General features: G+C 66.9%; 17 protein-coding genes and 3 pseudogenes. 6 read left to right on the plus strand and 14 right to left on the minus strand.

Annotation, left to right across the window (positions count from 1 at the left end; all coding sequences use genetic code 11):
• Both L6444_RS08105 and L6444_RS08110 read right to left on the minus strand, forming a co-directional pair.
• Window positions 1-1,809, minus strand: coding sequence for an NAD-binding protein (locus tag L6444_RS08105; protein ID WP_236981635.1), 1,809 nt, complete (start codon window positions 1,807-1,809; stop codon window positions 1-3).
• A gap of 187 nt (window positions 1,810-1,996) precedes the next feature.
• Window positions 1,997-3,166, minus strand: a complete 1,170-nt coding sequence (locus L6444_RS08110; RefSeq protein WP_236981636.1) for an NDMA-dependent alcohol dehydrogenase — start codon at window positions 3,164-3,166, stop codon at window positions 1,997-1,999.
• A 187-nt stretch (window positions 3,167-3,353) separates the two neighbouring features.
• On the opposite strand from L6444_RS08110, the gene L6444_RS08115 reads away from it, so the two are divergent.
• On the plus strand, window positions 3,354-4,289 hold the full coding sequence (locus L6444_RS08115) for a TIGR03619 family F420-dependent LLM class oxidoreductase (RefSeq protein ID WP_236981637.1): 936 nt from the start codon (window positions 3,354-3,356) through the stop codon (window positions 4,287-4,289).
• 19 nt (window positions 4,290-4,308) lie between these two features.
• Here the strand turns inward: L6444_RS08115 and L6444_RS08120 are convergent, their stop codons facing one another.
• The 4 genes from L6444_RS08120 to L6444_RS08135 form a co-directional block, all read right to left on the minus strand.
• Window positions 4,309-4,905: a DUF732 domain-containing protein gene (locus tag L6444_RS08120; RefSeq protein ID WP_236981638.1), complete on the minus strand. Its 597-nt coding sequence runs from the start codon at window positions 4,903-4,905 to the stop codon at window positions 4,309-4,311.
• A gap of 31 nt (window positions 4,906-4,936) precedes the next feature.
• Window positions 4,937-6,655 (minus strand): patatin-like phospholipase family protein, encoded by a 1,719-nt coding sequence (locus L6444_RS08125; protein WP_236981639.1) that lies wholly within the window; start codon window positions 6,653-6,655, stop codon window positions 4,937-4,939.
• A gap of 151 nt (window positions 6,656-6,806) precedes the next feature.
• Window positions 6,807-8,006, minus strand: a complete 1,200-nt coding sequence (locus tag L6444_RS08130) for a cytochrome P450 (protein ID WP_236981640.1) — start codon at window positions 8,004-8,006, stop codon at window positions 6,807-6,809.
• Window positions 8,003-8,836 carry a mycofactocin-coupled SDR family oxidoreductase gene (locus tag L6444_RS08135; RefSeq protein WP_236981641.1) on the minus strand — a complete coding sequence of 278 codons (834 nt, stop codon included), beginning with the start codon at window positions 8,834-8,836 and terminating at the stop codon, window positions 8,003-8,005. Before L6444_RS08135 ends, L6444_RS08130 begins: the two co-directional genes overlap by 4 nt.
• A gap of 76 nt (window positions 8,837-8,912) precedes the next feature.
• Here L6444_RS08135 and L6444_RS08140 point away from each other — a divergent pair, with 76 nt between their 5' ends.
• Window positions 8,913-9,506 carry a TetR family transcriptional regulator gene (locus L6444_RS08140; RefSeq protein ID WP_236981642.1) on the plus strand — a complete coding sequence of 198 codons (594 nt, stop codon included), beginning with the start codon at window positions 8,913-8,915 and terminating at the stop codon, window positions 9,504-9,506.
• On the opposite strand, the gene L6444_RS08145 is transcribed toward L6444_RS08140, so the two are convergent.
• Window positions 9,487-9,915: a nitroreductase family deazaflavin-dependent oxidoreductase gene (locus tag L6444_RS08145; protein WP_236983915.1), complete on the minus strand. Its 429-nt coding sequence runs from the start codon at window positions 9,913-9,915 to the stop codon at window positions 9,487-9,489. The genes L6444_RS08140 and L6444_RS08145 overlap by 20 nt on opposite strands.
• 104 nt (window positions 9,916-10,019) lie before the next feature.
• Window positions 10,020-10,253, minus strand: coding sequence for a hypothetical protein (locus tag L6444_RS08150; RefSeq protein WP_236981643.1), 234 nt, complete (start codon window positions 10,251-10,253; stop codon window positions 10,020-10,022).
• A gap of 268 nt (window positions 10,254-10,521) precedes the next feature.
• On the opposite strand from L6444_RS08150, the gene L6444_RS08155 reads away from it, so the two are divergent.
• A complete protein-coding gene (locus L6444_RS08155) occupies window positions 10,522-10,986 on the plus strand; it encodes a DUF5994 family protein (RefSeq protein ID WP_236981644.1) in 465 nt (154 codons plus the stop codon).
• A 41-nt stretch (window positions 10,987-11,027) separates the two neighbouring features.
• Here the strand turns inward: L6444_RS08155 and L6444_RS08160 are convergent.
• Both L6444_RS08160 and L6444_RS08165 read right to left on the minus strand, forming a co-directional pair.
• Window positions 11,028-12,829 (minus strand): annotated as a pseudogene (locus L6444_RS08160) (sulfatase-like hydrolase/transferase).
• Entirely contained in the window at window positions 12,822-13,271 is a 450-nt protein-coding gene (locus L6444_RS08165; RefSeq protein ID WP_236981645.1) for an SRPBCC family protein, read from the minus strand. The pseudogene L6444_RS08160 and the gene L6444_RS08165 overlap by 8 nt, the downstream one beginning before the upstream one ends.
• Window positions 13,272-13,395: 124 nt before the next feature.
• Here L6444_RS08165 and L6444_RS08170 point away from each other — a divergent pair, with 124 nt between their 5' ends.
• Both L6444_RS08170 and L6444_RS08175 read left to right on the plus strand, forming a co-directional pair.
• Window positions 13,396-14,850 (plus strand): aldehyde dehydrogenase family protein, encoded by a 1,455-nt coding sequence (locus L6444_RS08170; RefSeq protein ID WP_236981646.1) that lies wholly within the window; start codon window positions 13,396-13,398, stop codon window positions 14,848-14,850.
• A 20-nt stretch (window positions 14,851-14,870) separates the two neighbouring features.
• Window positions 14,871-15,789: pseudogene (locus L6444_RS08175) on the plus strand (HpcH/HpaI aldolase/citrate lyase family protein).
• Here the strand turns inward: L6444_RS08175 and L6444_RS08180 are convergent.
• The 4 genes and pseudogenes from L6444_RS08180 to crcB (L6444_RS08195) all read right to left on the minus strand — a co-directional run bounded on the left by L6444_RS08180 (window position 15,783) and on the right by crcB (L6444_RS08195) (window position 18,749).
• Window positions 15,783-16,807 (minus strand): annotated as a pseudogene (locus tag L6444_RS08180) (phosphotransferase). The pseudogenes L6444_RS08175 and L6444_RS08180 sit on opposite strands and share 7 nt — an antisense overlap.
• Window positions 16,808-16,894: 87 nt before the next feature.
• Entirely contained in the window at window positions 16,895-17,992 is a 1,098-nt protein-coding gene (locus L6444_RS08185; RefSeq protein ID WP_236981647.1) for a DUF190 domain-containing protein, read from the minus strand.
• Window positions 17,989-18,357, minus strand: a complete 369-nt coding sequence (gene crcB, locus L6444_RS08190; protein ID WP_236981648.1) for a fluoride efflux transporter CrcB — start codon at window positions 18,355-18,357, stop codon at window positions 17,989-17,991. The genes L6444_RS08185 and crcB (L6444_RS08190) overlap by 4 nt, the downstream gene beginning before the upstream one ends.
• Window positions 18,354-18,749 (minus strand): fluoride efflux transporter CrcB, encoded by a 396-nt coding sequence (gene crcB, locus L6444_RS08195; protein ID WP_236981649.1) that lies wholly within the window; start codon window positions 18,747-18,749, stop codon window positions 18,354-18,356. Before crcB (L6444_RS08195) ends, crcB (L6444_RS08190) begins: the two co-directional genes overlap by 4 nt.
• Window positions 18,750-18,828: 79 nt before the next feature.
• Between crcB (L6444_RS08195) and pgm the strand changes: the two genes are divergently transcribed.
• Window positions 18,829-20,457: a phosphoglucomutase (alpha-D-glucose-1,6-bisphosphate-dependent) gene (gene pgm, locus L6444_RS08200; protein ID WP_236981650.1), complete on the plus strand. Its 1,629-nt coding sequence runs from the start codon at window positions 18,829-18,831 to the stop codon at window positions 20,455-20,457.
• Window positions 20,458-20,558 lie beyond the last annotated feature (101 nt).

Here is a 20,558-nt window from a genome sequence, read left to right on the forward strand (position 1 = left end):
TCATTGTTCGGCGTCCTGCGCCCACCTCGGCGGCCGCTTCGACGGCCGGCGCGGTGAGCGCGCCGCGGCCAGGGCCGCCGCGCGCTCACCGGTGATCACCGTCAGCGGCGGCGGCTGGCCCTTGCGCAGCGTGGCGATCAGCTCGCGGTACGGGCCGATCAGGTAGACGGTGTCGCCGGCGGTCAGCCGGGAATCGCGGCGCGGCCGCAGGCTGACCGGGCCCTCCGGTCTGGTGATGGCGATGACACGGGTTTGGGTGGACAGGTCCATCATCCGCAGTCCGTCCAGCTCGCTTCCCGCCGCTACCAGCATTCCGCCGACCATGAACGAGCGCTGACCGACCCAGAACGTGCCCAGCACCTGCAAACCCATCGCCGCGCCGATGAACCAGGGGGCCGCTAGGTCCACGATGGACCGCACGTTCTCAAAGCCGAACCGGCGATTCACCGCGGTGCCCAGCGCGCGGCCTTGCACCCGCATCACGATCGGCACCTCGGTGTCGGAGCCGAGGATCTCCAGCAGCACGATGCCGGTCTCGATGTTGCTCATGTCATCCTGGGTCACCACCGCCACACCGCGGGCATGGTCGACGCGGGCCTGCTCGAGCGTTCGGCGCATCGTCGGGTCGCCGAAGATGACCGGCACGTCGAGTTCGGCTGCGGTGGAGAGGAATCGGTTGTTCTCGTCGCGCTCGATGACCAGGACGTCGTAACCCCCGGCGGTCAGTTCGGTGACCACCCGGATGCCCACCGAACCGAGCCCGACCACCACGACGTGGCGGCGCAGATGGCGGGCCCGCCGGATTCCGGCCAATTGGACGAAGCGGCGCGACAGCAGCAGATCGGCGATGAACGCGACCAGGATCGCGGTGACAATCACGCCCGCCCACATCAACGCGATGGCGAACAGCTGCAGGAAGGTGGACTGCTGGGCGAAGCTGAAGTCGCCATAGCCCACGGTCGTGATCGTCTCGGTGGCGAAGTACAGCGCGTGGATCCACGACATCCGCGGGTGCTGGTAGGAGAAGCGCACGACCGCCGCCGAACCGAGGGTCAACAACAGCGTCAGCGCCAGCGAAGGGAACAGCAGCGGATTGAGGTCGTCGCGCATGGCGCGGGCGGCGTCGACCATGCGCCGGGCCCGGGAGTGGTGCGAACGCGTCGCGGTCGTGGGTGGCACCGCGATCCCGCGGGCGGCCAATTCTTCTTTGACGCCGATCATCGAGACCCAGTCGCGGGTGAAGACGGGCAGGTCCCGGCCCGGACAGGCCGCCACCTCGCCGGGCGCCGGCGCGTTGTGGCCGTGGACCACCGCAACCGGTGCCAGGTCACCGTAAATCTCCCGTAGCGTCCCGGTGTGCGGGACCTCGGCGCCCCAGACCACGAAGTCGATTCCGCCGGCGTTGAACTGGTGCGCGTTGCGCGACAGCACTGCCTCGACAAGAGACGGTGTGGCAAGTTCGGCGACGTCCAGGATCGCACCGGGACCGCTGACGTCGGCCACCGCTTCGCGCAGCACGTCGTTGGCCAGCCGGGCCACCACCCGCACGGTGGGGCTGTATTCTCGTGCCAGCAAGGCGATTTCGAGGTTTTCGGCATCGTTGGGGCCGGCGCAGACGACCGCGCGGGCACGGTGCACGCCGGCGCCGAGCAGGTCGGCGGCGGTATTGATCTTGACGATCCGGGCCCCGGCGCCGCGGAGTTCCTCGGCAATGGTCTTCGACAGCGTGTCGTCGCCGCTGACGATGATCTCGCGGTGGAAGACCTCGTCCGGCGCTGCCGCCGAATTGTTGTGGGCCTTGATATTCATCGCTGTGACCATGGCGCGCCGATACCTGCGTTTCACTCAAATTCTTTGCTGTCGCTATGACTATCGGTCACCGCACCGCATCGTGCCACCGGAACGGCGACAATGAGCAGCCAACGGCAATGTCGCGCAACAGGTTCGACTCAAGCAGGAAACACCGGCGAAACGGGGAGGGCGTACGCCGCACGAATCAGGTCAGCGCGAAATCGATCACGCCACGGATGTTCTGCCCGGACTGCAAGTCCTTCATCGCCACGTTGACGTCGTCCAGCTTGTAGCGCGCGGTGATCAGTTCGTCGAGTTTGAGAGCGCCGGCCTCATACATCGACAACAGCATCGGCATGGCTTCCCTGGGGTTCATCTCGCCGTACAGGGCACCCTTGAGCGTCTTGCAGGAATACACCATGTCGGTCATCGACAGCGGCACCATCAGGTCAGTGGTCTTGGCCACCCCGGTGATCACACATGTACCGCCCTTGCGCACCAGCATCATCGCCAGGATCACCATGTCCGCCGGTACCACCCCCGGCGTCAGGATGACCCGGTCGGCCATCACACCCCAGGTGATCTCCTTGACCAGGTCCAGCGCCGCGATGATGTCGATCGCGGTGTGGGTGGCGCCGAACGACGGTGCCACTTCCCGCTTGAACTCGACCGGATCGACCGCGACGACGTGCTTGGCGCCCGCCGCGCGTGCCCCCTGGACCGCATTCATGCCGACGCCACCCACTCCGACGACGACCACCGTTTCGCCGACCCTGGTGCCCGCGGCCACTGCAGCGGAGCCGAATCCCGTTGTCACACCACAGGAAACCAGCGAGGCAACCTCCAGCGGTATCCAATCGTGCACCTTGACCACGGAGCGCTCGGAGGCCACGACGTACTCGGCGAACGTACCGACCTGCATCATGGCCATCAGGTCCGCGTCCCCGAGATGGCGGCGCGGGGTGCCGTCGGTGGTCATGCCGGTGCTGTAGATCTCGGCACCCACGTCGCAGAGATAGGTGTGCCCAGAGGCGCACCAACGGCAATCTCCGCAGGCCGGCAGGAACGAGAACGCCACGTGGTCACCGGGTTTGACCGTTCGCACCTCGGGTCCCACTGCTGCGATGACGCCTGCGCCTTCGTGCCCGCCGAGCAACGGAAACCAGTCCGGCACCCGCTGGCCCGCGGCGCGCATCATGTCTTCCATCTCCTTGGTGGGCACCGCATCGCCGGTGGCGAAATGCGCGTCGGAATGGCAGACACCGGCGAACGCCATCTTGACCAGTACCTCGCCGGCGTGCGGCGGGTCCAGTTCGATGTCGGATACCTCCCAGTCCATGCCTACCCCGTGCAGCACCGCACCCCTGGTTTTCATGGACGTGCCCTCTCGCCGTTGCCGCGCCTGAACGTGCCCGGATCATAACAACATGCATGCTGTAGGTTGCGGTCGCGTCGGACGGCGAATCGCGTGTCGACGATCCCGCCCCGGCGGCGGAGGCGACGGAGTTCGCCCACTAGCGTGGGGCCTACCGGAATGCTCGACACGCGACGGGAACTGCCTCATGACGGATCGTCCGAAACTCTCGCTGTATGTGCGTAACTTCAGCGACCACGCCGGCACCGACTGGAACACGACACTGGAGACCGTGCGAGTCATGGACGCCGTGGGTGTCGACCGCGTCGTGGTGTCCGACCACGTCGTCTTCGGGGAGAACCTGTCCGCCTACGCCGACCCGGCGGTGGGCGGAACGATCGGCGGCAAGCAGCCGACGGGACCGGACGGCGAGTGGATGGAGCCGCTGATCTTCCTGACCGCGGTGGCGGCCACCACCAGCCGGATCCGGTTGGGGACCGGCGTGCTGCTCGCCGCGCTGCGCCGGCCGGCAGTGCTGGCCAAGCAATTGGCCACCATGGACGCCCTGTCCGGCGGGAGGGTCGACCTCGGCGTCGGAATAGGTTGGCAGCGTGAGGAATACGAAGCCACCGGGTTGCCGTTCCAGCGCCGCGGGCGGCTGCTCGACCACACTCTGGAAGTGTGCCGGACATTGTGGACCCAGCAGCGCGCCTCCTACAGCTCGCCCGAGCTGACCTTCGACGGCATCCATCAGATGCCCAAGCCGGTGCAGCCCGGCGGCGTGCCGATCTGGGTCAGCGGAACGGTCAACCCGGCGGTGGCCCGACGGTTGAGCCGGTTCGGAAATCGTTGGATCCCATGGGGTCCGGCCATCACCGACCTCAAGGGTTCGATCCCGGCGATGAGGCAGGCGATCGCCGACGCCGGGGGAGACCCGGACGGCCTTCAGGTTCAGGGCTCGGCAGGGCTGGTGCGCGGTGCGGATCGCTCCATCGACGTGCGGGCCTCGGTCGCCGTAATTCCGCAGCTGGTGGCCGACGGCGCCACCGACATCCGGTTCAGCGGGTCGCTGCCCGCTGATCCCGCGCAGGCGCGCGCCGTGTTGGCGGAGCTGGTCAGCGCCTTCCGGGCGGCTGCCGGCTGAGAGCGTGCCGCGGCGCTTCCTAGATTCCTGCGACGAGCTTGCTGTACTGCGGACAGTAGGCACGAACCGACACCGCGACGATGTCGTCGGCGTGATCGCTGAAGTCGGGACTGACCTGCTGGAACTGCGCCACCACCTGCTCCAGCGAAAGATTCGCCGCGAAGCTCTGGCACACCGCCTTGCCGTTGGCGACGGCGGCATCGGGGTTCTTGAAGACGATGCCCTTTTCGTTCAGGGCCGCGATGAACCGGCGGTCCTGTTCGGGTGTGGAGACGATCTCGGTGGTGGTGGCCGGCGCCTGCGGCGCCTTGCTGGTGGGTTGTGTCGCGGTGACGGTCGGCGTCGAGTCGTTGCTGGCCAGCAGCAGACCTGCTACCACGATGACCGCTGCCAGACCCAGACAGATCAGCAGCACCGCCAGGGCTCGGCCCCAGGCGGTGCCCCAGGACTGCTCGACGACGGCGGGTTCGGCCGCGGGGACATCGCGGGAATCCCGTGCGTCACCCGCTGGCGTGCTCTGGATGTCGGGGACCTCGGTGCCGCTTGACCACGCCAAACTCGACGAATCCGCATTGGCGCCGGTGTTGGAGTCGGCGCCCCCGACCGGGTCGACCATGACGTCATCGTAGTCCGCGGCTGTTGGTGCTTCAGGTCAGGTGGCGGTCGCGCCACCGGGCCAACCGGCCGCCCGGTGCCTGGATGGCGGCCATCACCGAACTCATCGACGACGCCGCCGACTTTGCCCGTTGATGCTGGCCCGCCCGGGTGGCCGCGGGCGCGTCACCCTCCCACCAGGTCGGCCGCAACAGGGCGGTGGTGATCGGCAGGGCCTGCTCGACGCTGTTGCGTCCCCATCGACACGCGCGGTCAATGGCCGCCGCGGAAGGGGCCAGGTTAAGCGGTGACAGGGTGGGCTCAAACCGCACCAGGCGATCGGCGTAGGGCAGATTCCGCAGCATCTGCAGCTGGATCGCCTGCAGGATCGGGGCCATCCACAGGTGTCGCGAATCCCATTGCGGGTGAAAACAATCGAACGCCAGATAGCAGGCGTTGCGGGAGCCTAGCTTGCCGTCGCGTACCCGCTTCCAGGCCAGCTCGACCGGTACGTTACTGGCCGCTCCGCCGTCGACGAGGGCGGCGATGTCGCGTTCGGCGCACAACTCGTCGAGCAGGGGCACCATCCGTGGATCGCTCGATTCATGGTGCAGCACACCGGGAATCGCTGAGGAGAAGGAAGCCGCGTCGAGCACGTCGAAGTCCAGCGCGGGATCGTCGCCGCTGACCACGATGGGTTTGACCACCCGCAGGTCGATGAACGCCGCGACCCGCCACATACGCGCCGCAACCACCGGCCCGGCCCCGATGGGCCGGAACGGAAGTGCCCGCCCTTGCAGCGCGGCCAGCTCGGGGCGGCGGAAGCGCGACGGCAGCGCGGCGTACGGCTGCTTGCGCACCCCGGCGATCACCACGTCGAAGGGGATCGCCAGGTCCGACATCCGCATGCGTTCGCCGTCCTCGCGGCTGAGCAGTGCCTGGGCGAACTTGTCGAAACGCAATGCGAACAGGCCGGCCATGCCGTGCCGGCGGCGCAGCCGCTCGGGTCCCAGGATGGCCCGGTAGGACACCGTCTTGGCCCAGGCGATGTACTCGTCGACCGGCACCGGCAGTTCGCGGGCGACCAGGCTGCCGATGATCGATCCGAACGACGACCCGATGATGTAGTCGGGCAACTGGTCGGCCTGCAGCAGCCGCTGTATGCCGCCGATGTAGACGAAGCCGGCGCCGCCGCCACCGCCCATGATCGTGACGAGCTTCTTGTAACCGACCTCGGCGTCGAGTTCGGCGGCGGAGAAGTCGTTGCGGTGCCGATCGATCAGGACGCACCGCTGGTCGTCCTGGTCGTCGCTCAACGCGTCCAGCACGGCGCGCGCCGCCGTCAAGGCCTTGACCGGGTCGGGCTCCTCGCGCAGCGGCTCGAACAGCGAGTCGACCACGCGGGAGCGCCACGGGCCGATCTCCGCGCCCACCGACACGTCGCCGCGCCCACGCTGCCCACCGGGTCCGGCCGCCCCGGGTTCGAAGTCGCCGAGCCGGGCGAAGTTGAGGATGTAGCGCAGCCGACGCAGCTGGTCCGCATTGAGCACGTCGTTGGCCAGATGGTGGCGGACCAGCCGGTTCTCCATCTTCTGCAGCAGCAGCACCGGATCGGCGGACGGCAGGTCGACGGTGTCCAGCGCGGCGTCGGTGGCTTTGGTTTCCTCGTCCTCGAACTGGGTCTCGGCGTCCTCGAACTCTTCGCGGCCGTGGACCGAGGGCGCGCGCCGGCCTAACCGGCCGCGCACCGCGTCTGCGAACGGGTTCTGCATGAGTGCCACCTTCTCATGGCGGCAGCCCGTGGCCGCCGTCGAGAACGGTCCTTTTCTGCGCGGGTGAGTCCCACGCCAAGCTCGCGTCGCGTGGCGATCGATCGAGCCGCGCTGATCCCCTCAGCCAGGTGACCTTTCCGGCCGAAGCGGATCAGACCTTGATGCGCAGCCGCTCCCACCCGCGGACGGTGGATGTCGGTGCCAGCCTGAGGCTTTCGTAGTCGACCTCCCATTCGGGCCAGCGGTTCAGCAGTTCGTCGAGCGCGACCCGGCCCTCCAGCCGCGCCAGGTTGGCGCCCAGGCAGTAGTGCACGCCCTTGCCGAAGGTGAGATGCGAGATGTTGTCGCGGTGCAGGTTGAAGGTGTCGGGATCCTTGTAGCGCAACGGATCCCGGTTGGCCGCACCGAACAGCAACAGGATGGCACTGCCTTTCGGCACCGTGGTGCCGTAGAGCTCGAAGTCCCGGATGGTGTAGCGCCCCACGTGCGGGCCGGTGGGCTCGAAGCGCAACGTCTCGTCGACCGCGCGGGTCAACAGTGAACGGTCCCGCTCGATTTCGCGGCGCTGGTCAGGATGTTCGGCCAAGACCTTGGCCAGCCAGCCGATCAACCGGCCCGTCGTCTCGTTGCCGGCACCCGCCACCACCTGGGTGTAGTGCAGAACCTCCGTGCGAGTCAGCTTTCGCAGCACACCGTGCTCGTCCTCGAATTCGACGTTGAGCAGTGCGGTCATCAGGTCGTCGGAGGGGTTCTTGGCGCGCCAGTCCACGTAGTCGGCGTAGATGCGCCCATCGGCGATCGCCTCGGGATCGGCCACTTTCATCGGTGTTCCGGCTCTGGTGCGCAGGTTGGCGTCGTTGGCGTCGCGCACGCCGATCTGCTCTTCCTCGGGAATGCCCAGCAGCATGCCGATCACCCGCATCGGCATCATCGACGCCAGTTCGGCGATGATGTCGAAACTGTCCGAACCGACCAGGGGGTCCAGGCAGCGCACACAGTAGCGCCGGATCTGGTCCTCGATCGCGGCCATCCGTCGCGGCGTGAACACCCGGGACATGACGCCGCGCAACATGGTGTGCTTCGGTGGGTCCTCGAACATCATCACCCCGGGCGGCATGTCGAATTTCGACTGGATGAGCTCCAGGATGTCGCTGCGGCTGTTGGAGAACGTCTCCCAATTCGACAGTGCCGCTTCGACATCGGTGTGCCGCGAGATCGCCCAGAAGTTGTAGCGCTCGTTGTGATAGAGCGGAGCCTCGTCGCGCAACCGGGCATAGGTGGGGTAGGGGTTCGCGACGATGTCGACGTCGTAGGGGTCGTAGTAGACGTCGGTGTCGTGCGTCGTGGTCATTTCAGGCAGCTTCCTGCGTCCACGGGCAGGGTGACTCCGGTGATGTAACGCGCTTCGTCGGAGGCCAGGAACAGCACCGCGTTGCTGATGTCCTCGGCGTTGACCCAGGGGATGGGCAGGATGTGGAAGCTTTGGCAGATCGGGGCGAGGTCGTCGGGCCCGGGGTTTTGCAGGTCGGGCCGGAAGAGGTGAAACGTCTGCTCGTTGATGAGCAGTGGGGTGTTTACGTGGGTGGGATGGACCGTGTTCACCCGAATGTTCCTGGGCCCCAATTCGACTGCGAAGGACCGCATCAGCCCCACCACGCCGTGCTTGGCGGCGTTGTAGTGGCCGGTGTGCGCGTAGGCCTTGAGTCCGGCAACCGAACTGGTCAGCACGACCGAGCCACCTCCCGCCGCCAGCAGATGCGGAACGGCCGCTTTGACCGACTTCCAGACACCGCTGAGGTTGACGTCGATCATCTGCTGCCAGAGGTCCTCGTCCATCCGGTCCAGGCGGGGAGCAACGGTGCCGATACCGGCGTTGGCCACGACGATGTCCAGCCGGCCGAGTTGCTCGACCCCGGCGTCAACCGCCGCCCTGAGCGCGTCGTAGTCGCGGACGTCGACTTCGGCGGTGACGATCCGCCGGTTCAGGCCCTTGACCAGAGCTGCCGTCTCGGCCAGGTCTTCGGGCGTCGACGCCGGCGCCGGGGAGTTGTCGAACGGCTGACAGATATCGACCGCGATGATGTCGGCACCCTCCTGCGCCAGCCGCAATGCGTGACTGCGGCCTTGCCCGCGCGCCGCGCCGGTGACGAATGCGACCTTGCCTGCAACTCGGCCGGGCATGGTGTCCTCCTCGTTGAGCCGTTGAGTAACCTTGTTACTGCAGGTACCGTAACCGTGTTACCCGACGAAGGCAAGGATGAGTGTGGCAAGCGCTGAAGCGGTCACCGGCGGCTCGGAGAGCCGTCACGACCGCATCATCGAGATCGTCGTGGACATCCTGGAAACCGACGGCTACGACGCCGTGCAGCTGCGTGAGGTCGCCAAGCGGGCACGCACCTCACTGGCGACCATCTACAAGCGTTTTCCCACCCGTGACGCACTGATCCTGGCCGCTCTTGAATGCTGGATGGAGGAGAACCGGTACGCGGCGCTGGCGGGCCTGACACCCGATCCGGACGAATCGGTCTACGCCGGGCTGATGCGAGTGTTCCGGACGATCTTCGAACCGTGGGAACGCCATCCGGACATGCTGCGGGCCTACTTCCGGGCACGCTCGGCGCCCGGTGGGCAGCGGTTGGTGACCCGGGGCGTCGATGCGGTCATCCCGGCCACGGCCGCCGTACTCGCCGGCGCGGACCCCGAGCTGGTCGAAGAACTGCCGCCGATCGTGTCCAATCTCGCCTATGGCCTGGTGGCACGGTTCGCCGCGGGCGAGATCGCCATCACCGAGATCTTGCCGACGCTGGATCGCGCGCTATTCCGGTTGACGGCTAACGCGGCGAAAGAATGACGACCGGAATCTCGCGCTCCGTCCAATGCTGATACTTCGCGAAGTCGGCATAGAGATCGACCAATCTCGGCCACAGTGCGGCACGCTCCGCAGGCGTGGCGACGTGCGCGGAAACCTCGATGTTGCGCCGGCCCGGCACGTGTACCCGGGTCGCGGGGTGTGTCTTGAGGTTGAAGTACCACTGCGGATTCTTCGGGTGACCGCCTTGCGACGCGACGATCACGTAGTCGTCGCCGTCCTGCAGATACACCAGGGGGGTGGTGAACAGCTTGTTGGATTTGCGGCCGCGGTGCTCGAGCAACAGTGTCGGCACCGGCTTATGGAAACCGGCCCCGATCCGCCACTTGTTGCCGACCCGGCCGTTGGTCAGTTTGAACACCGCGACGTGCGCCTTGGCGGCGTACTTCATCACTTTGGTCGTCACCGGTGACGCAAGGCCCTGGGGCGCCTCTTCGGGCAGCGAGAACTTGGAAATCCTTATCTCCTTGTTCGAGAAGGCTTTTCAGTAGGAGGTCACGAAGCCTTGGCGTACCGGCGAACCAGGTCGTGGTCGCCGAACGTGCCGTTGTGCTGCTGGCCGTGGGTGTCGCTGCCGAAGAACGTCCATTTCTTCGGTCCGGTCTGCGGACCGCTGATCATCTTGACCACGTAACGCAATTCGGTGGGGCGCAGCGTGCCGATCGTGTCGCCGACTCGGATTTCCGATGGATGAATTTCGGGCGCGTCGGACCAATTTTCGATAACCATCTCTACCCGTCCTCATCGTTGTTGCCGCTACTTTACCCCCGATGTGCGAAGCGGCCCATCGCGGTCGGGGTTGCGGCGATGGCGTACCATCAGCAGCGAGCCGTTTCGTTGTCAGCGGTGGTCTGCTGTGGATCAGGCCCACGGGCAATGTGATTCCTCCGTCGTCCCGCACCCGTGGGACGGTCGAGTTCGACCGTGAAGGAATAGCACCCGTGAGAACTCCGCATTCGCGCCAGCTGATGTGCGCGCCGCTGATCGCAGCGATCCGGTGACTTACCCGTTGAGCGGGCGACGCCGCGCCACCCCCATCCGGCTCACCCTGGCCGGCGAACTCGGGCGTGACATCGACGGCGCATGGTGGCCCCGGACCGATCGGATCAGTGGCGAATTGCCCGATCTCGTCGCAGCCCTGGGCTCCCGGCTCGGCGAAATCTGCGGAATCACCATCAACTGGCCGCACCTGCAGCGGCCACCAGACTTGAATTGGCAAGGTTGGCAGCACAAGAACCAACATGTGATCGTCCTGCAGAGCGAAAAAGGTTGTGCCAACGTATTGATCGTGCCGTACACCACCAACAGCGCACTGGCGATGATGGTGCTGCGTCGCGCTGCGAACCTTCCCATCGCCCTCGCCGAGCAGGAAAGCACGCCGTTTCGCACCGCTGGGTCGATCCTCTGCGCCGCACAGCAACAACGTGCCGCGGACGGTGCGGTACCTGTACCGGCCACCTGAGTGTCCGGGCCGCCGGGCCCCATTCCTGCTGGGTGCGTTGTTCAGCGGTGGAAGCGGCCGAACACGCGCCGCACCAGGCTTTCGCCGACGGCGGGCTGGCGGTCGGCGTACGGCCACGGCTGATTGCGTTCGGGCACCGACGCCGCCCTGGCCTGCTTGAGCTGCATCCGTAGGTGCTGACGCAGGTCGTGCAGTTGCGGCTCGTCCCAACGGTTTTGGGCTTCTGTCGGGTCATTCGTCAGGTCGTAGAGTTCCCACTGGTCGTCGATCGGATCGGTTCGGTAGGCTTCGCCGCCGATTCCGTTGGCGGCCAAGTGGCGCACGCCGGGCTCGGTCCAGGTGCCCGGGTCGTCAAAGGTGCGCACCAGTTTCCACAGGTGGCCGGCCCCGCCGTCGGCGTCGTCGACGCGGACCACCAGGCCCTCGAAGTTGGACGCGACATGGGCTGGCAACTTGATGCGAAGCGGCGCAGGCGGGTTCGCGTTTCTGCCGAGCATGCGGGCAAATGCCGAAGCGCTGGAGTCGCCTTCCAGCATGTTGTCACGCGTCAGCAGATAGACCGCGCGATCCTCGTCGGCCGCTGCCCCCGCCACCACCGGCATCAGGTCCCGCCCCGGCAGTGGGTGAACCTCGGAGAACGACTCGGCCAGCTCCGCCGCCACGGAATCGACGTCGATACCGGCCGCGCTCAGCAGCGTCGGCACCAGGTCCACGTGCGACGTCGGCGCCGAAACTGACCGCGGCGCAGTGGCTTTCGTACCGATACGGGCGACGACGAACGGCACCCGGGTGGCCTCGTCGTAGAGGTTGAACCATTTCTGATGCAGTCCGCCGTGCGCCCCCAGCAAGTCGCCGTGATCGGACGTGCGCACCAGCACGGCGTCCTCGGAGCCGCCCTCGGTGACGGCGCGGCGCACTCGGTCGATCGGCCCGTCGACCTCGGCGTGCAGCCGGTAGTAGAGGTCGCGGTAGCGCTGCGCGCCGCGCTTGTAGGTGCGGCTGACCGCCGGTGACGGGCCGTAGCCGGAGTAGTAGGCCTCGCGGAACGCGATCTGCGCGGCCGGTTTGGCGGAGAGGTCTTCCTCGGCGGTGGGCGCGGCCGCGACCGGCGGCGGGTCCACCGGCGACGGCTGCACGGGGCAGCGCAGCACCCAGCCCGGGAACAGCACGATGTCGTGCGGGTTGACGAAGCTGGCCACCAACAGAAACGGCCGCTGGGCGGCCGGGTCCCCCGGCCCGGCGCCGGGCGTAGCGGTCTTCCAGCCAGGCCACCACGCGGTCGGCGATCAGCGGGTCGCGTCGGTAGCCGCTGTTGGCGTCGCCCGCGCCGTGCGGCTCCGGGCCTACCCAGCCCGAAAAGCCATATGGGGCAAGGGGATCGGCATCGAGGTAACGCTGAACCGCGTCTGGGTCGACGATGCCGTCGTCGTCGTTGGTGGCCAGCGGGCCACCGGTCTTCGGGGTCCTCGAGGTCGGCGTGCGAGATGTGCCACTTGCCGTCGTAGTGGGTGTCATAGCCGGCCGCCCGGAACCAGTTGCCCAGGGTGGGTACCTCGCCGGCGCGCAGCCAGCGCAGCCGCGAATCGTCGAAGCGCTTGCCGATGCCGTCGGTCTGGGTGACGCCGTGCAGGTCGGGATAGTGGCCGGTGAAGATCGTGGGACGACTCGGCACGCAGGCCAGCGACCCGGTGTAGTGGCGGGTGAAGTTGACGCCGTGCTCGTCGAACCACCGACGCCCGGTCAGGGTGCGCTGCCGCCAGTCCCGCAGCTCGGCCGATTCGTAGGGCGGGATCGCGCGTTCCTCGTCGGTCATCAGGATGACGATGTCGGGGCGCTCAGACATGGGTGGTCTCCAATCGTCGTGCCAGCCCGGCGAGCAGCTTGTCGGATTGCTTGGCCAGGACGCGCAGCGTCACCCACTCGGCCATCCGGGCGGGCCGGCTTGCGCCGACCTCGACGCTGGTGTCCAAGCTGACCAGGGTTTCCGGTCCCGACGGGCGTAGTGTCCAGCGGTTGGTGACCGTGCCCAACCTTTTGGGCAGGCCGTCGATCTGATAGGCGAGGGCGACGGGCGGATCGAACTCAGTGATGCGTTCCACCAGCGCATTGGGACCCACCTGTACGCGGCGGGTGGTGCCCACGGGATTGCCGTCCGGGCCCCTGTTGAGCACACAGGAGTGGTCGACGCCGTCGGCCCAGCTGCTCAGGTGACCGAAGTCGGCCAGGACATCCCAGATCTGCTGGGGAGGTGCCGCTATGGTCCGGCTCCGGCTGATGGCTGCCACCTCGACATCCAAGCACCTTTCGGCGAGGAAAATGTCGAACGGGGTTCGGCGAGCGCCGCCTTGACCCCACACTATCGATAATGCTAAGCAAGTGCTCAGCATCCGATGATGGAAGGGATCGACGATGACCCTGCAGGCAGTGCTGGACGAGCTTCGCGACCGCCCGGGTACCGGCGATGTCATTCCGGTCATCGACCCGGCGACCGAAGAGCGGATCACCGAGTTCACCGACTGCGGCCAAGAAGCGGTCAACGAGGCCGTTGCGCGGGCGAAGGCCTCCTTCGAGTCGGGTGTGTGGTCGGAGCTGCCGGGCCGGCAACGGGCCAAGATCATGTGGCGCATCGCGGATTTGATCGACGAGCACGCCGAGGAATTCGCCCAGCTCGATTCGCTGAACACCGGCATGCCGTTGATGCAGGCGCAGTTGCAGATGTCCACGTGTTCGGAGTTCTTCCGCTACTACGCCGGCTGGTGTTCGAAGATCAACGGCGTCGCCTACGACGTCAAGACCGACGGCATCGCGACCGACGCTTTCGTCAACATGCACGCCTACACGCTCAAAGAGCCCTACGGCGTGGTGGGGCTGATCTTCCCGTGGAACGGCCCGATCTTCAATGCGAGCGCAAAGCTGGCTCCGGCGCTGGCGGCCGGCTGCAGCATGGTGGTCAAACCGGCAGAGGAGACGCCGCTGTCGGCGCTGCTGCTGGACCGGTTGATCCACCAGGCGGGCGTGCCCGACGGCGTCGCCAACCTGCTGACCGGCTACGGCCACACCGCGGGGGCGGCGATCACCGCGCATCCCGATGTCCAGAAGGTTGCGTTCACCGGCTCCACCGAGGTCGGTAAGGAGATCGTGCGCGCTTCCGCCGGAAACCTGAAGAAGGTCACGCTCGAACTCGGCGGGAAGTCGCCGGTGCTGATCTTCGACGACGCCGACATGGACAAGGCCATCCTGATGGCGTCGCTGGGCATCTTCGTACACTCCGGCCAGGGCTGCGTGTGCGGGTCGCGGATCTTCGCCCAGCGCGGCGTGTACGACCGTGTGGTCGAAGGCATCGCGATGATGGCCGACACCTTCAAGCTGGGCGCACCCAGCGAGGAGGGCTGCGTCAGCGGGCCGCTGATCAGCCAGAAGCAGCTGACCCGGGTGATGGGCTTCATCGACGAAGGCAAGAGCGACGGCGTCGAGGTGGTCACCGGCGGCTACCGCTTGGACCGCAAAGGGTACTTCGTGCATCCGACCGTGCTCACCAACGTCGATCCCGGCATGCGGCTCTACCAGCAGGAGATCTTCGGGCCGGTGGTCAGCATCCTGCCGTTCGATGACGAAGACGAGGCCGTTGCTATGGCGAACGACACCACCTACGGGCTGGCGGCTACCGCCTGGACGGAGAATCTGGGCCGGGCCCACCGGATCGTCAAGCGGCTGCAGGCGGGCAGCGTGCAGGTGAACTGCCAATTGGTGTTCGACCACGATGTGCCGTTCGGCGGACACAAGCAGTCGGGCTGGGGTCAGGAGTTCGGCCGGGAAGGCATCGAGATGTACATGAAGTCGAAGTCGGTCTGGGCCCAGCTCTAGCTGTCGCTACGGTTAGGGGCGTGTACGAACAGGTCAGCACCGACACCACACACCCCGCCGACATCGGCTCGCGCATCGACCCCGTCCTGGCGCGCAGTTGGCTGCTGGTCAACGGGACGCACGCCGACAGATTCGAGGCCGCGTCGCATTCGCGGGCGGACATCGTGGTGTTGGACATCGAGGACGCGGTGGCGCCCAAGGACAAGGTGACGGCCCGCGACAACGTGGTGCGGTGGCTGTCCGAAGGCAACGACGACTGGGTGCGGATCAACGGCTTCGGCACTCCATGGTGGGCCGAGGATCTCGCGCAGCTGGCGAATACCTCGGTGGGTGGCGTGATGCTGGCGATGGTCGAGTCCGTCGACCACGTCACCGAGACCGCCAAGCGGCTACCCAACGTGCCGATCGTGGCATTGGTGGAAACCGCGCGCGGGCTGGAGCGCATCACCGAGATCGCCTCCGCCAAAGGCACTTTCCGGCTGGCGTTCGGAATCGGGGACTTCCGGCGCGACACCGGTTTCGGCGAGGAACCCGCGACGCTGGCCTACGCACGGTCCCGGTTCACCATCGCGGCCAAGGCCGCCGGTCTGCCCAGCGCGATCGACGGGCCGACCATCGGTTCCAATCCGCTCAAGCTGATCGAGGCGTCCGCCGTCTCGGTCGAGTTCGGGATGACCGGCAAGATCTGCCTGTCGCCGGACCAGTGTGCGGTGGTGAACGAGGGTTTGTCGCCTTCACAAGAGGAAATCGGTTGGGCGAAAGAGTTTTTCGCCGAGTTCGAACGTGACGGGGGGAGAGATCCGCAACGGCTCGGACCTGCCCCGCATCGCGCGGGCGACCAAGATCCTCGACCTGGCCCGGTCCTACGGGATCGTGCCCTCGGAGTTCGAGGACGACCAGGTGCATTCACCGGCGCCGTCGGACACCTACCACTACTGAGCGCCGGTGATCTCGGCCAGCGCCCCCGCGCGGTGTCCAGGTCGGCGTAGGCCGCCGAATAGCGTTGCGCCAGTGCGACGGCGATGTCCGGGCGCTGCCACAGGTCGCCGGCGCTGGCCGTGCACAGCCAGATGGCCAACCCGTGTGCCACCGACGCCCGGTAGCGCAGCCAGACCTCGTCGCTGCTCGGCATCTCCGGCCCGGGCAGCCCGAGCGACGCGCGATACTGTTCCAGGAGTTCACGTTCGCTGCTGCGCCGGTCTTCGATGGTCAGGGCGCCCTGCAGAAAATAACCCACATCCAGCGACCAGTTGCCGTGCCGGGCAACCTGCCAATCCAGGAACCCCACCTCTCCGCCGGGCAGCAGATAGGTGTTGCCGATGTGCGGGTCGCCGTGCAGCAGCGTCTGCGGCCCGGCGGTGAGGGTGCGGATGTACGGCTTCCAGGTTGCTTCGATGAGATCGTCGATACTCATTTCCAGCACCGCGGGCGGAGCCTCGTCGCCCAGCCGTGACTTCGCTTCATGCAGCGGCGCGTATTGCATTCCGTCCCAAGGCAGATATGGTTCGAGCCAGTTCAGCTCGGGGTATTGCCGCAGCCGGTCGCCCCAGAAGCGGCCGTGCATGCGGGCCAAACCCCTGATGCCCGAAGCGACCTGCTCGACCGACATCGGCCGGGTCGCGTCGCGCGGGTCGGCGCCGCGTGCGGTGAGATCCTCCATGATCATCACGAAGTCGTAGTCGTCCTCGTCGATCAGCGCGGTATAGACGACGGGATGTTCCACAGGCAGTTCCACGCCGCACGTGAACAGCCGCGGTTCGTGGAACATACCGCTGGTCATCCGGATCATCTCTTTGTGCGCGGGGTCGGCGGCCTTGGCGAACACCGTCGCCGGTCCGGTGCCCGACGAGTAGGTGAGAGCGAGCCGGGCGCGCCGGTTGGTGCCGTCGTCGCGGCCGGCCACGATGACCGACTCGACCCGCGCGCCCGGATGCCGGTTGGCCAGCGCCTCCGTCATCCACGCGGGGGTGATGTCGTCCCAGGTCTGGGGCACCGACAGGGAAGCGGTCACGCGCGGTCCTTTCGTCGCTGTTGGGCTCGGCACTCAGTAGTCGTACTCGGCCAGTGAAGTTTCAGGCCGGTGTCCGGGCCCGTCCACCGTCATCGCGGCCGGCACCATTTCGCTGGTGACCAGTCCGTGGTGGGTGGTGAGTTCGTCGATGATGTCGAAGCTGCGGGCGATGGCCTGGGGTGTGTCGACGACGATCGTCGTCACCGGAACCTGGCGGGCAAGCTGGAATAGCTTGTCCCCGTGCGGTTTATGGTCGCCGTAGAAGCCCCAGGTGCCACGCAGCACCGTGGCCCCGCGCGCCGCGTGGGATTGCATCAGCTGCTGGATAATGGCGCGGTGGATCGGTTGCTCCCCGTCGTGGCCCGTCGCGGCGGTGTGCACCATCAGCTTCTGCCACAGCGTGCGCCCCTGGCTGTCGGTCGGCGGCAGTTCCTGTGGGCGGGCGAACAATTCACCGTCACGTTTGCACAGACGCACCCGTTCGATGGTGAGCAGGGGATTAGTCAGCAGTTCGGCCAGTTCGGTTGCGGCCGCCGACACCTGCTGCGGCAACCCGACGGCAATGATCATTTGCGGCACGTTGACGTTGCGGCCGAAGAACCTGGCCCGTTGGCGCTGGCCGTGCACTGTTCCGTCGACACCGAGAAGCACTGTTGCACCGGCGAATCCGTGTCGATACAGCAGTTCGCAGATCGCGTAGTGGGCCGGCGCTCCGAGAACCCGTACCTGACGGCCGACGTACACGGTCATTTTGGCGGCGTCGCCGGTCCGGCTGTCGATTTCGCTGAAGGCGTCGGTGCCACTGTCTTTGGTGACCAGTCGCGCACGTTCCAGCGTCACCAGGCCGCGACCGGTCATCGCCATCGTTTGCTCGACCACCGCACGGATCTTCGACTCGACGTCGACGGCGGCGATCGTGACCGGGGGATCCTCGGACAGGCTCAGCGAACTGTCGCTGCGCAGATCGCCCTTCGGCCCGAAACTTGTTATGCCACGCAGCATTACGCTAGTAGCGATGTCCCGCGAGCCGAACAGGTCCAGCAGGCCATCGGCCAGGAATCGCCTCGGTTCGCCGACCACTCGCTCGCGTTCGCCGAAATAGGCGGTGAGTTTGAGGCTCTGCTCGCTCATATCAGCTCTGCGATCCATTGCCCTAGCAGTACCGCGGCCAACCCGAGGACGACACTGACGGCGAGATTGGCGCACGCCGCGAACAACTGTCGTTCTTCGCTGAGCCGCTGGGTTTCCAGCATCCAGGTGGAAAAGGTGGTGTAGGCGCCGACGAACGCGGTGCCGGCCAGCAGCGCGACATCTTTGGGCAACGCCAGGTTGGCCAGAAAGCCGAGCAGTGCGGCGCCGGTGACGTTCACCGTGAGCGTGCCGTACGGGAAGGGGCGGGCCACGCGGCGGGCAACGGTGCGATCCACCAGAAACCGCGATACCGAGCCGACGCCCCCGATCAGCATGACCCCGAGCCAGACCAGAGCCGTCGTCATCGCAAGCGCACCCGGCGTACCAGGGCGGTGGCCAGATACACCGCCAGTAGGCCGAGCACGATGCTGACGACGGTGTAGGTGACGGCCAGCACCCAATGGCCGTGCTGGACCATCCTGACCGTCTCGACCTGCATGGTGGAGAAGGTGGTCAGCCCGCCGCACAATCCGGTGCCCAGCATCGGGCGCCGGTAGCTGGACAGCGGCAGTCGTTCGAGTAATCGGGTGGTGAAATAGCCGACCAGGAAGGCGCCCAGGATGTTGACGGTGAACGTCGGCCACGGCCAGCGCGCCGGATCGGGGACGGCGAGGGTGGCCAGCGCCGCGCGGGCCAGCGACCCCAGGGCTCCGCCGGCGAAGATCGCGGCCAGCTCCCGATAGTCGTGGCGTGCCACCGGTTGTTTCCCTTCGGTATTTCAACTGTGCGCCTACGTAGCGTAGGGCGCGGTGCGGCGTATGGGCAGAATTGGTCCCATGGCTCACCCGCGCGCCGGTCAACCGGCCCAGCCCGAAGACCTCGTCGACCTGCCCCACCTGGTGACTGCGTACTACTCGGTGGTGCCCGATCCCGACGAGGTCGCCCAGCAGGTGGTGTTCGGCACGTCGGGTCACCGCGGGTCGGCGTTGAACGGCGCGTTCAACGAAGCGCACATTCTGGCGACCACCCAGGCGATCGTCGAGCACCGCACCGCGCAGGGGGTGACGGGGCCGTTGTTCATCGGCCGGGACACCCACGGGCTGTCCGAGCCGGCGTGGGTGTCGGCGCTGGAGGTGTTGGTCGCCAATGACGTTGTGACCGTTGTCGATTCACGCGACCGGTACACCCCGACGCCGGCTGTGAGCCACGCCATCCTCACTTACAACCGCGGGCGCACTGAGGGATTGGCCGACGGGATCGTGGTGACACCGTCGCACAACCCGCCCTCGGATGGCGGTTTCAAGTACAACCCGCCCAACGGCGGCCCGGCGGATTCGGCGGCGACCAACGTGATTGCCAAGCGCGCCAACGAAATTCTGCGGGACCTTTCTGCGGTGCGCAGGGTACCGCTGGCGCGGGCGCTGGGTGCGGCGCAGCGGCACGACTACCTGGGTTCGTACGTCGACGACCTGGTGAACGTCGTGGACGTCGACGCGGTGCGCGCAGCCGGGGTGCGGATCGGGGCCGATCCGTTGGGTGGAGCAAGCGTCGACTACTGGGGCGCTATCGCTGATCGGCACGGTCTGGACCTGACCGTGGTCAACCCGCTGGTCGATGCGACCTGGCGGTTCATGACGCTGGACCACGACGGCAAGATCCGGATGGACTGCAGCTCGCCGGATGCGATGGCGTCGTTGATTGCCAACCGGGATCGCTATCAAATCGCCACCGGTAACGACGCCGACTCCGACCGGCACGGCATCGTCACTCCGGATGGGGGACTGCTCAACCCGAATCACTATCTGGCCGTGGCCATCGATTACCTGTTCACGCACCGGCCGTCCTGGCCTGCGGACGTCGGCGTGGGCAAGACGGCGGTGAGCTCGTCGATCATCGACCGGGTGGTGGCCGGTCTGGGCCGGACGTTGGTGGAGGTGCCGGTCGGCTTCAAGTGGTTCGTCGACGGATTAATCGGCGGCACAATCGGTTTCGGCGGTGAGGAGTCGGCGGGGGCGTCGTTCCTGCGTCGGGACGGATCGGTGTGGACGACGGACAAGGACGGCATCATTCTGGCGCTGCTGGCCTCGGAGATGTTGGCGGTAACCGGTCGGACGCCGTCGCAGCGGTATACGGAGCTGACGGGGCGCTACGGTGCGCCGGTGTACGCGCGGGTGGACGCGCCGGCTTCCCGCGAGCAGAAGGCTCGGTTGTCGCGGCTATCGGCTGCTGAGGTGACGGCCACCGAGCTGGCGGGGGAGCCGATCGTGGCGAAGCTGACCTCCGCGCCGGGCAACGGCGCGGCGCTGGGCGGGCTGAAGGTGGTTACCGAGAACGCGTGGTTCGCCGCGCGGCCGTCGGGCACCGAGGACGTCTACAAGATCTACGCCGAGTCGTTTCGGGGTCCCGAGCACCTCGCTGAGGTGCAGCAGGTGGCCCGGGAGGTGGTCAACCAGGCCATCGAGTAGGGGCTGGTGGCGGCCGGTGTCTTGCTTTCGCAGAAGCGGGCCCGCTGTTCGGAACGGGTCCGTGCCGCCGCCCTGGCCAGCGGTTTTGAACCCGTGTGGCC

The sequence above is a fragment of the Mycobacterium kiyosense genome (assembly GCA_021654635.1).
Classification (GTDB): domain Bacteria; phylum Actinomycetota; class Actinomycetes; order Mycobacteriales; family Mycobacteriaceae; genus Mycobacterium; species Mycobacterium kiyosense.

Excerpts from the sequence above, each read along its gene's own strand:
- crcB (WP_236981648.1), bottom strand. The coding sequence starts at position 18,357 with ATGACGACGGCTCTGGTCTGGCTCGGGGTCATGCTGATCGGGGGCGTC.
- L6444_RS08170 (WP_236981646.1), top strand. The coding sequence starts at position 13,396 with ATGACCCTGCAGGCAGTGCTGGACGAGCTTCGCGACCGCCCGGGTACC.
- L6444_RS08140 (WP_236981642.1), top strand. The coding sequence starts at position 8,913 with ATGAGTGTGGCAAGCGCTGAAGCGGTCACCGGCGGCTCGGAGAGCCGT.
- L6444_RS08145 (WP_236983915.1), bottom strand. The coding sequence starts at position 9,915 with ATGAAGTACGCCGCCAAGGCGCACGTCGCGGTGTTCAAACTGACCAAC.
- pgm (WP_236981650.1), top strand. The coding sequence starts at position 18,829 with ATGGCTCACCCGCGCGCCGGTCAACCGGCCCAGCCCGAAGACCTCGTC.
- L6444_RS08185 (WP_236981647.1), bottom strand. The coding sequence starts at position 17,992 with ATGAGCGAGCAGAGCCTCAAACTCACCGCCTATTTCGGCGAACGCGAG.
- L6444_RS08150 (WP_236981643.1), bottom strand. The coding sequence starts at position 10,253 with ATGGTTATCGAAAATTGGTCCGACGCGCCCGAAATTCATCCATCGGAA.
- L6444_RS08125 (WP_236981639.1), bottom strand. The coding sequence starts at position 6,655 with ATGCAGAACCCGTTCGCAGACGCGGTGCGCGGCCGGTTAGGCCGGCGC.
- L6444_RS08135 (WP_236981641.1), bottom strand. The coding sequence starts at position 8,836 with ATGCCCGGCCGAGTTGCAGGCAAGGTCGCATTCGTCACCGGCGCGGCG.
- L6444_RS08110 (WP_236981636.1), bottom strand. The coding sequence starts at position 3,166 with ATGAAAACCAGGGGTGCGGTGCTGCACGGGGTAGGCATGGACTGGGAG.
- L6444_RS08105 (WP_236981635.1), bottom strand. The coding sequence starts at position 1,809 with ATGAATATCAAGGCCCACAACAATTCGGCGGCAGCGCCGGACGAGGTC.
- L6444_RS08120 (WP_236981638.1), bottom strand. The coding sequence starts at position 4,905 with ATGGTCGACCCGGTCGGGGGCGCCGACTCCAACACCGGCGCCAATGCG.
- L6444_RS08130 (WP_236981640.1), bottom strand. The coding sequence starts at position 8,006 with ATGACCACGACGCACGACACCGACGTCTACTACGACCCCTACGACGTC.
- L6444_RS08115 (WP_236981637.1), top strand. The coding sequence starts at position 3,354 with ATGACGGATCGTCCGAAACTCTCGCTGTATGTGCGTAACTTCAGCGAC.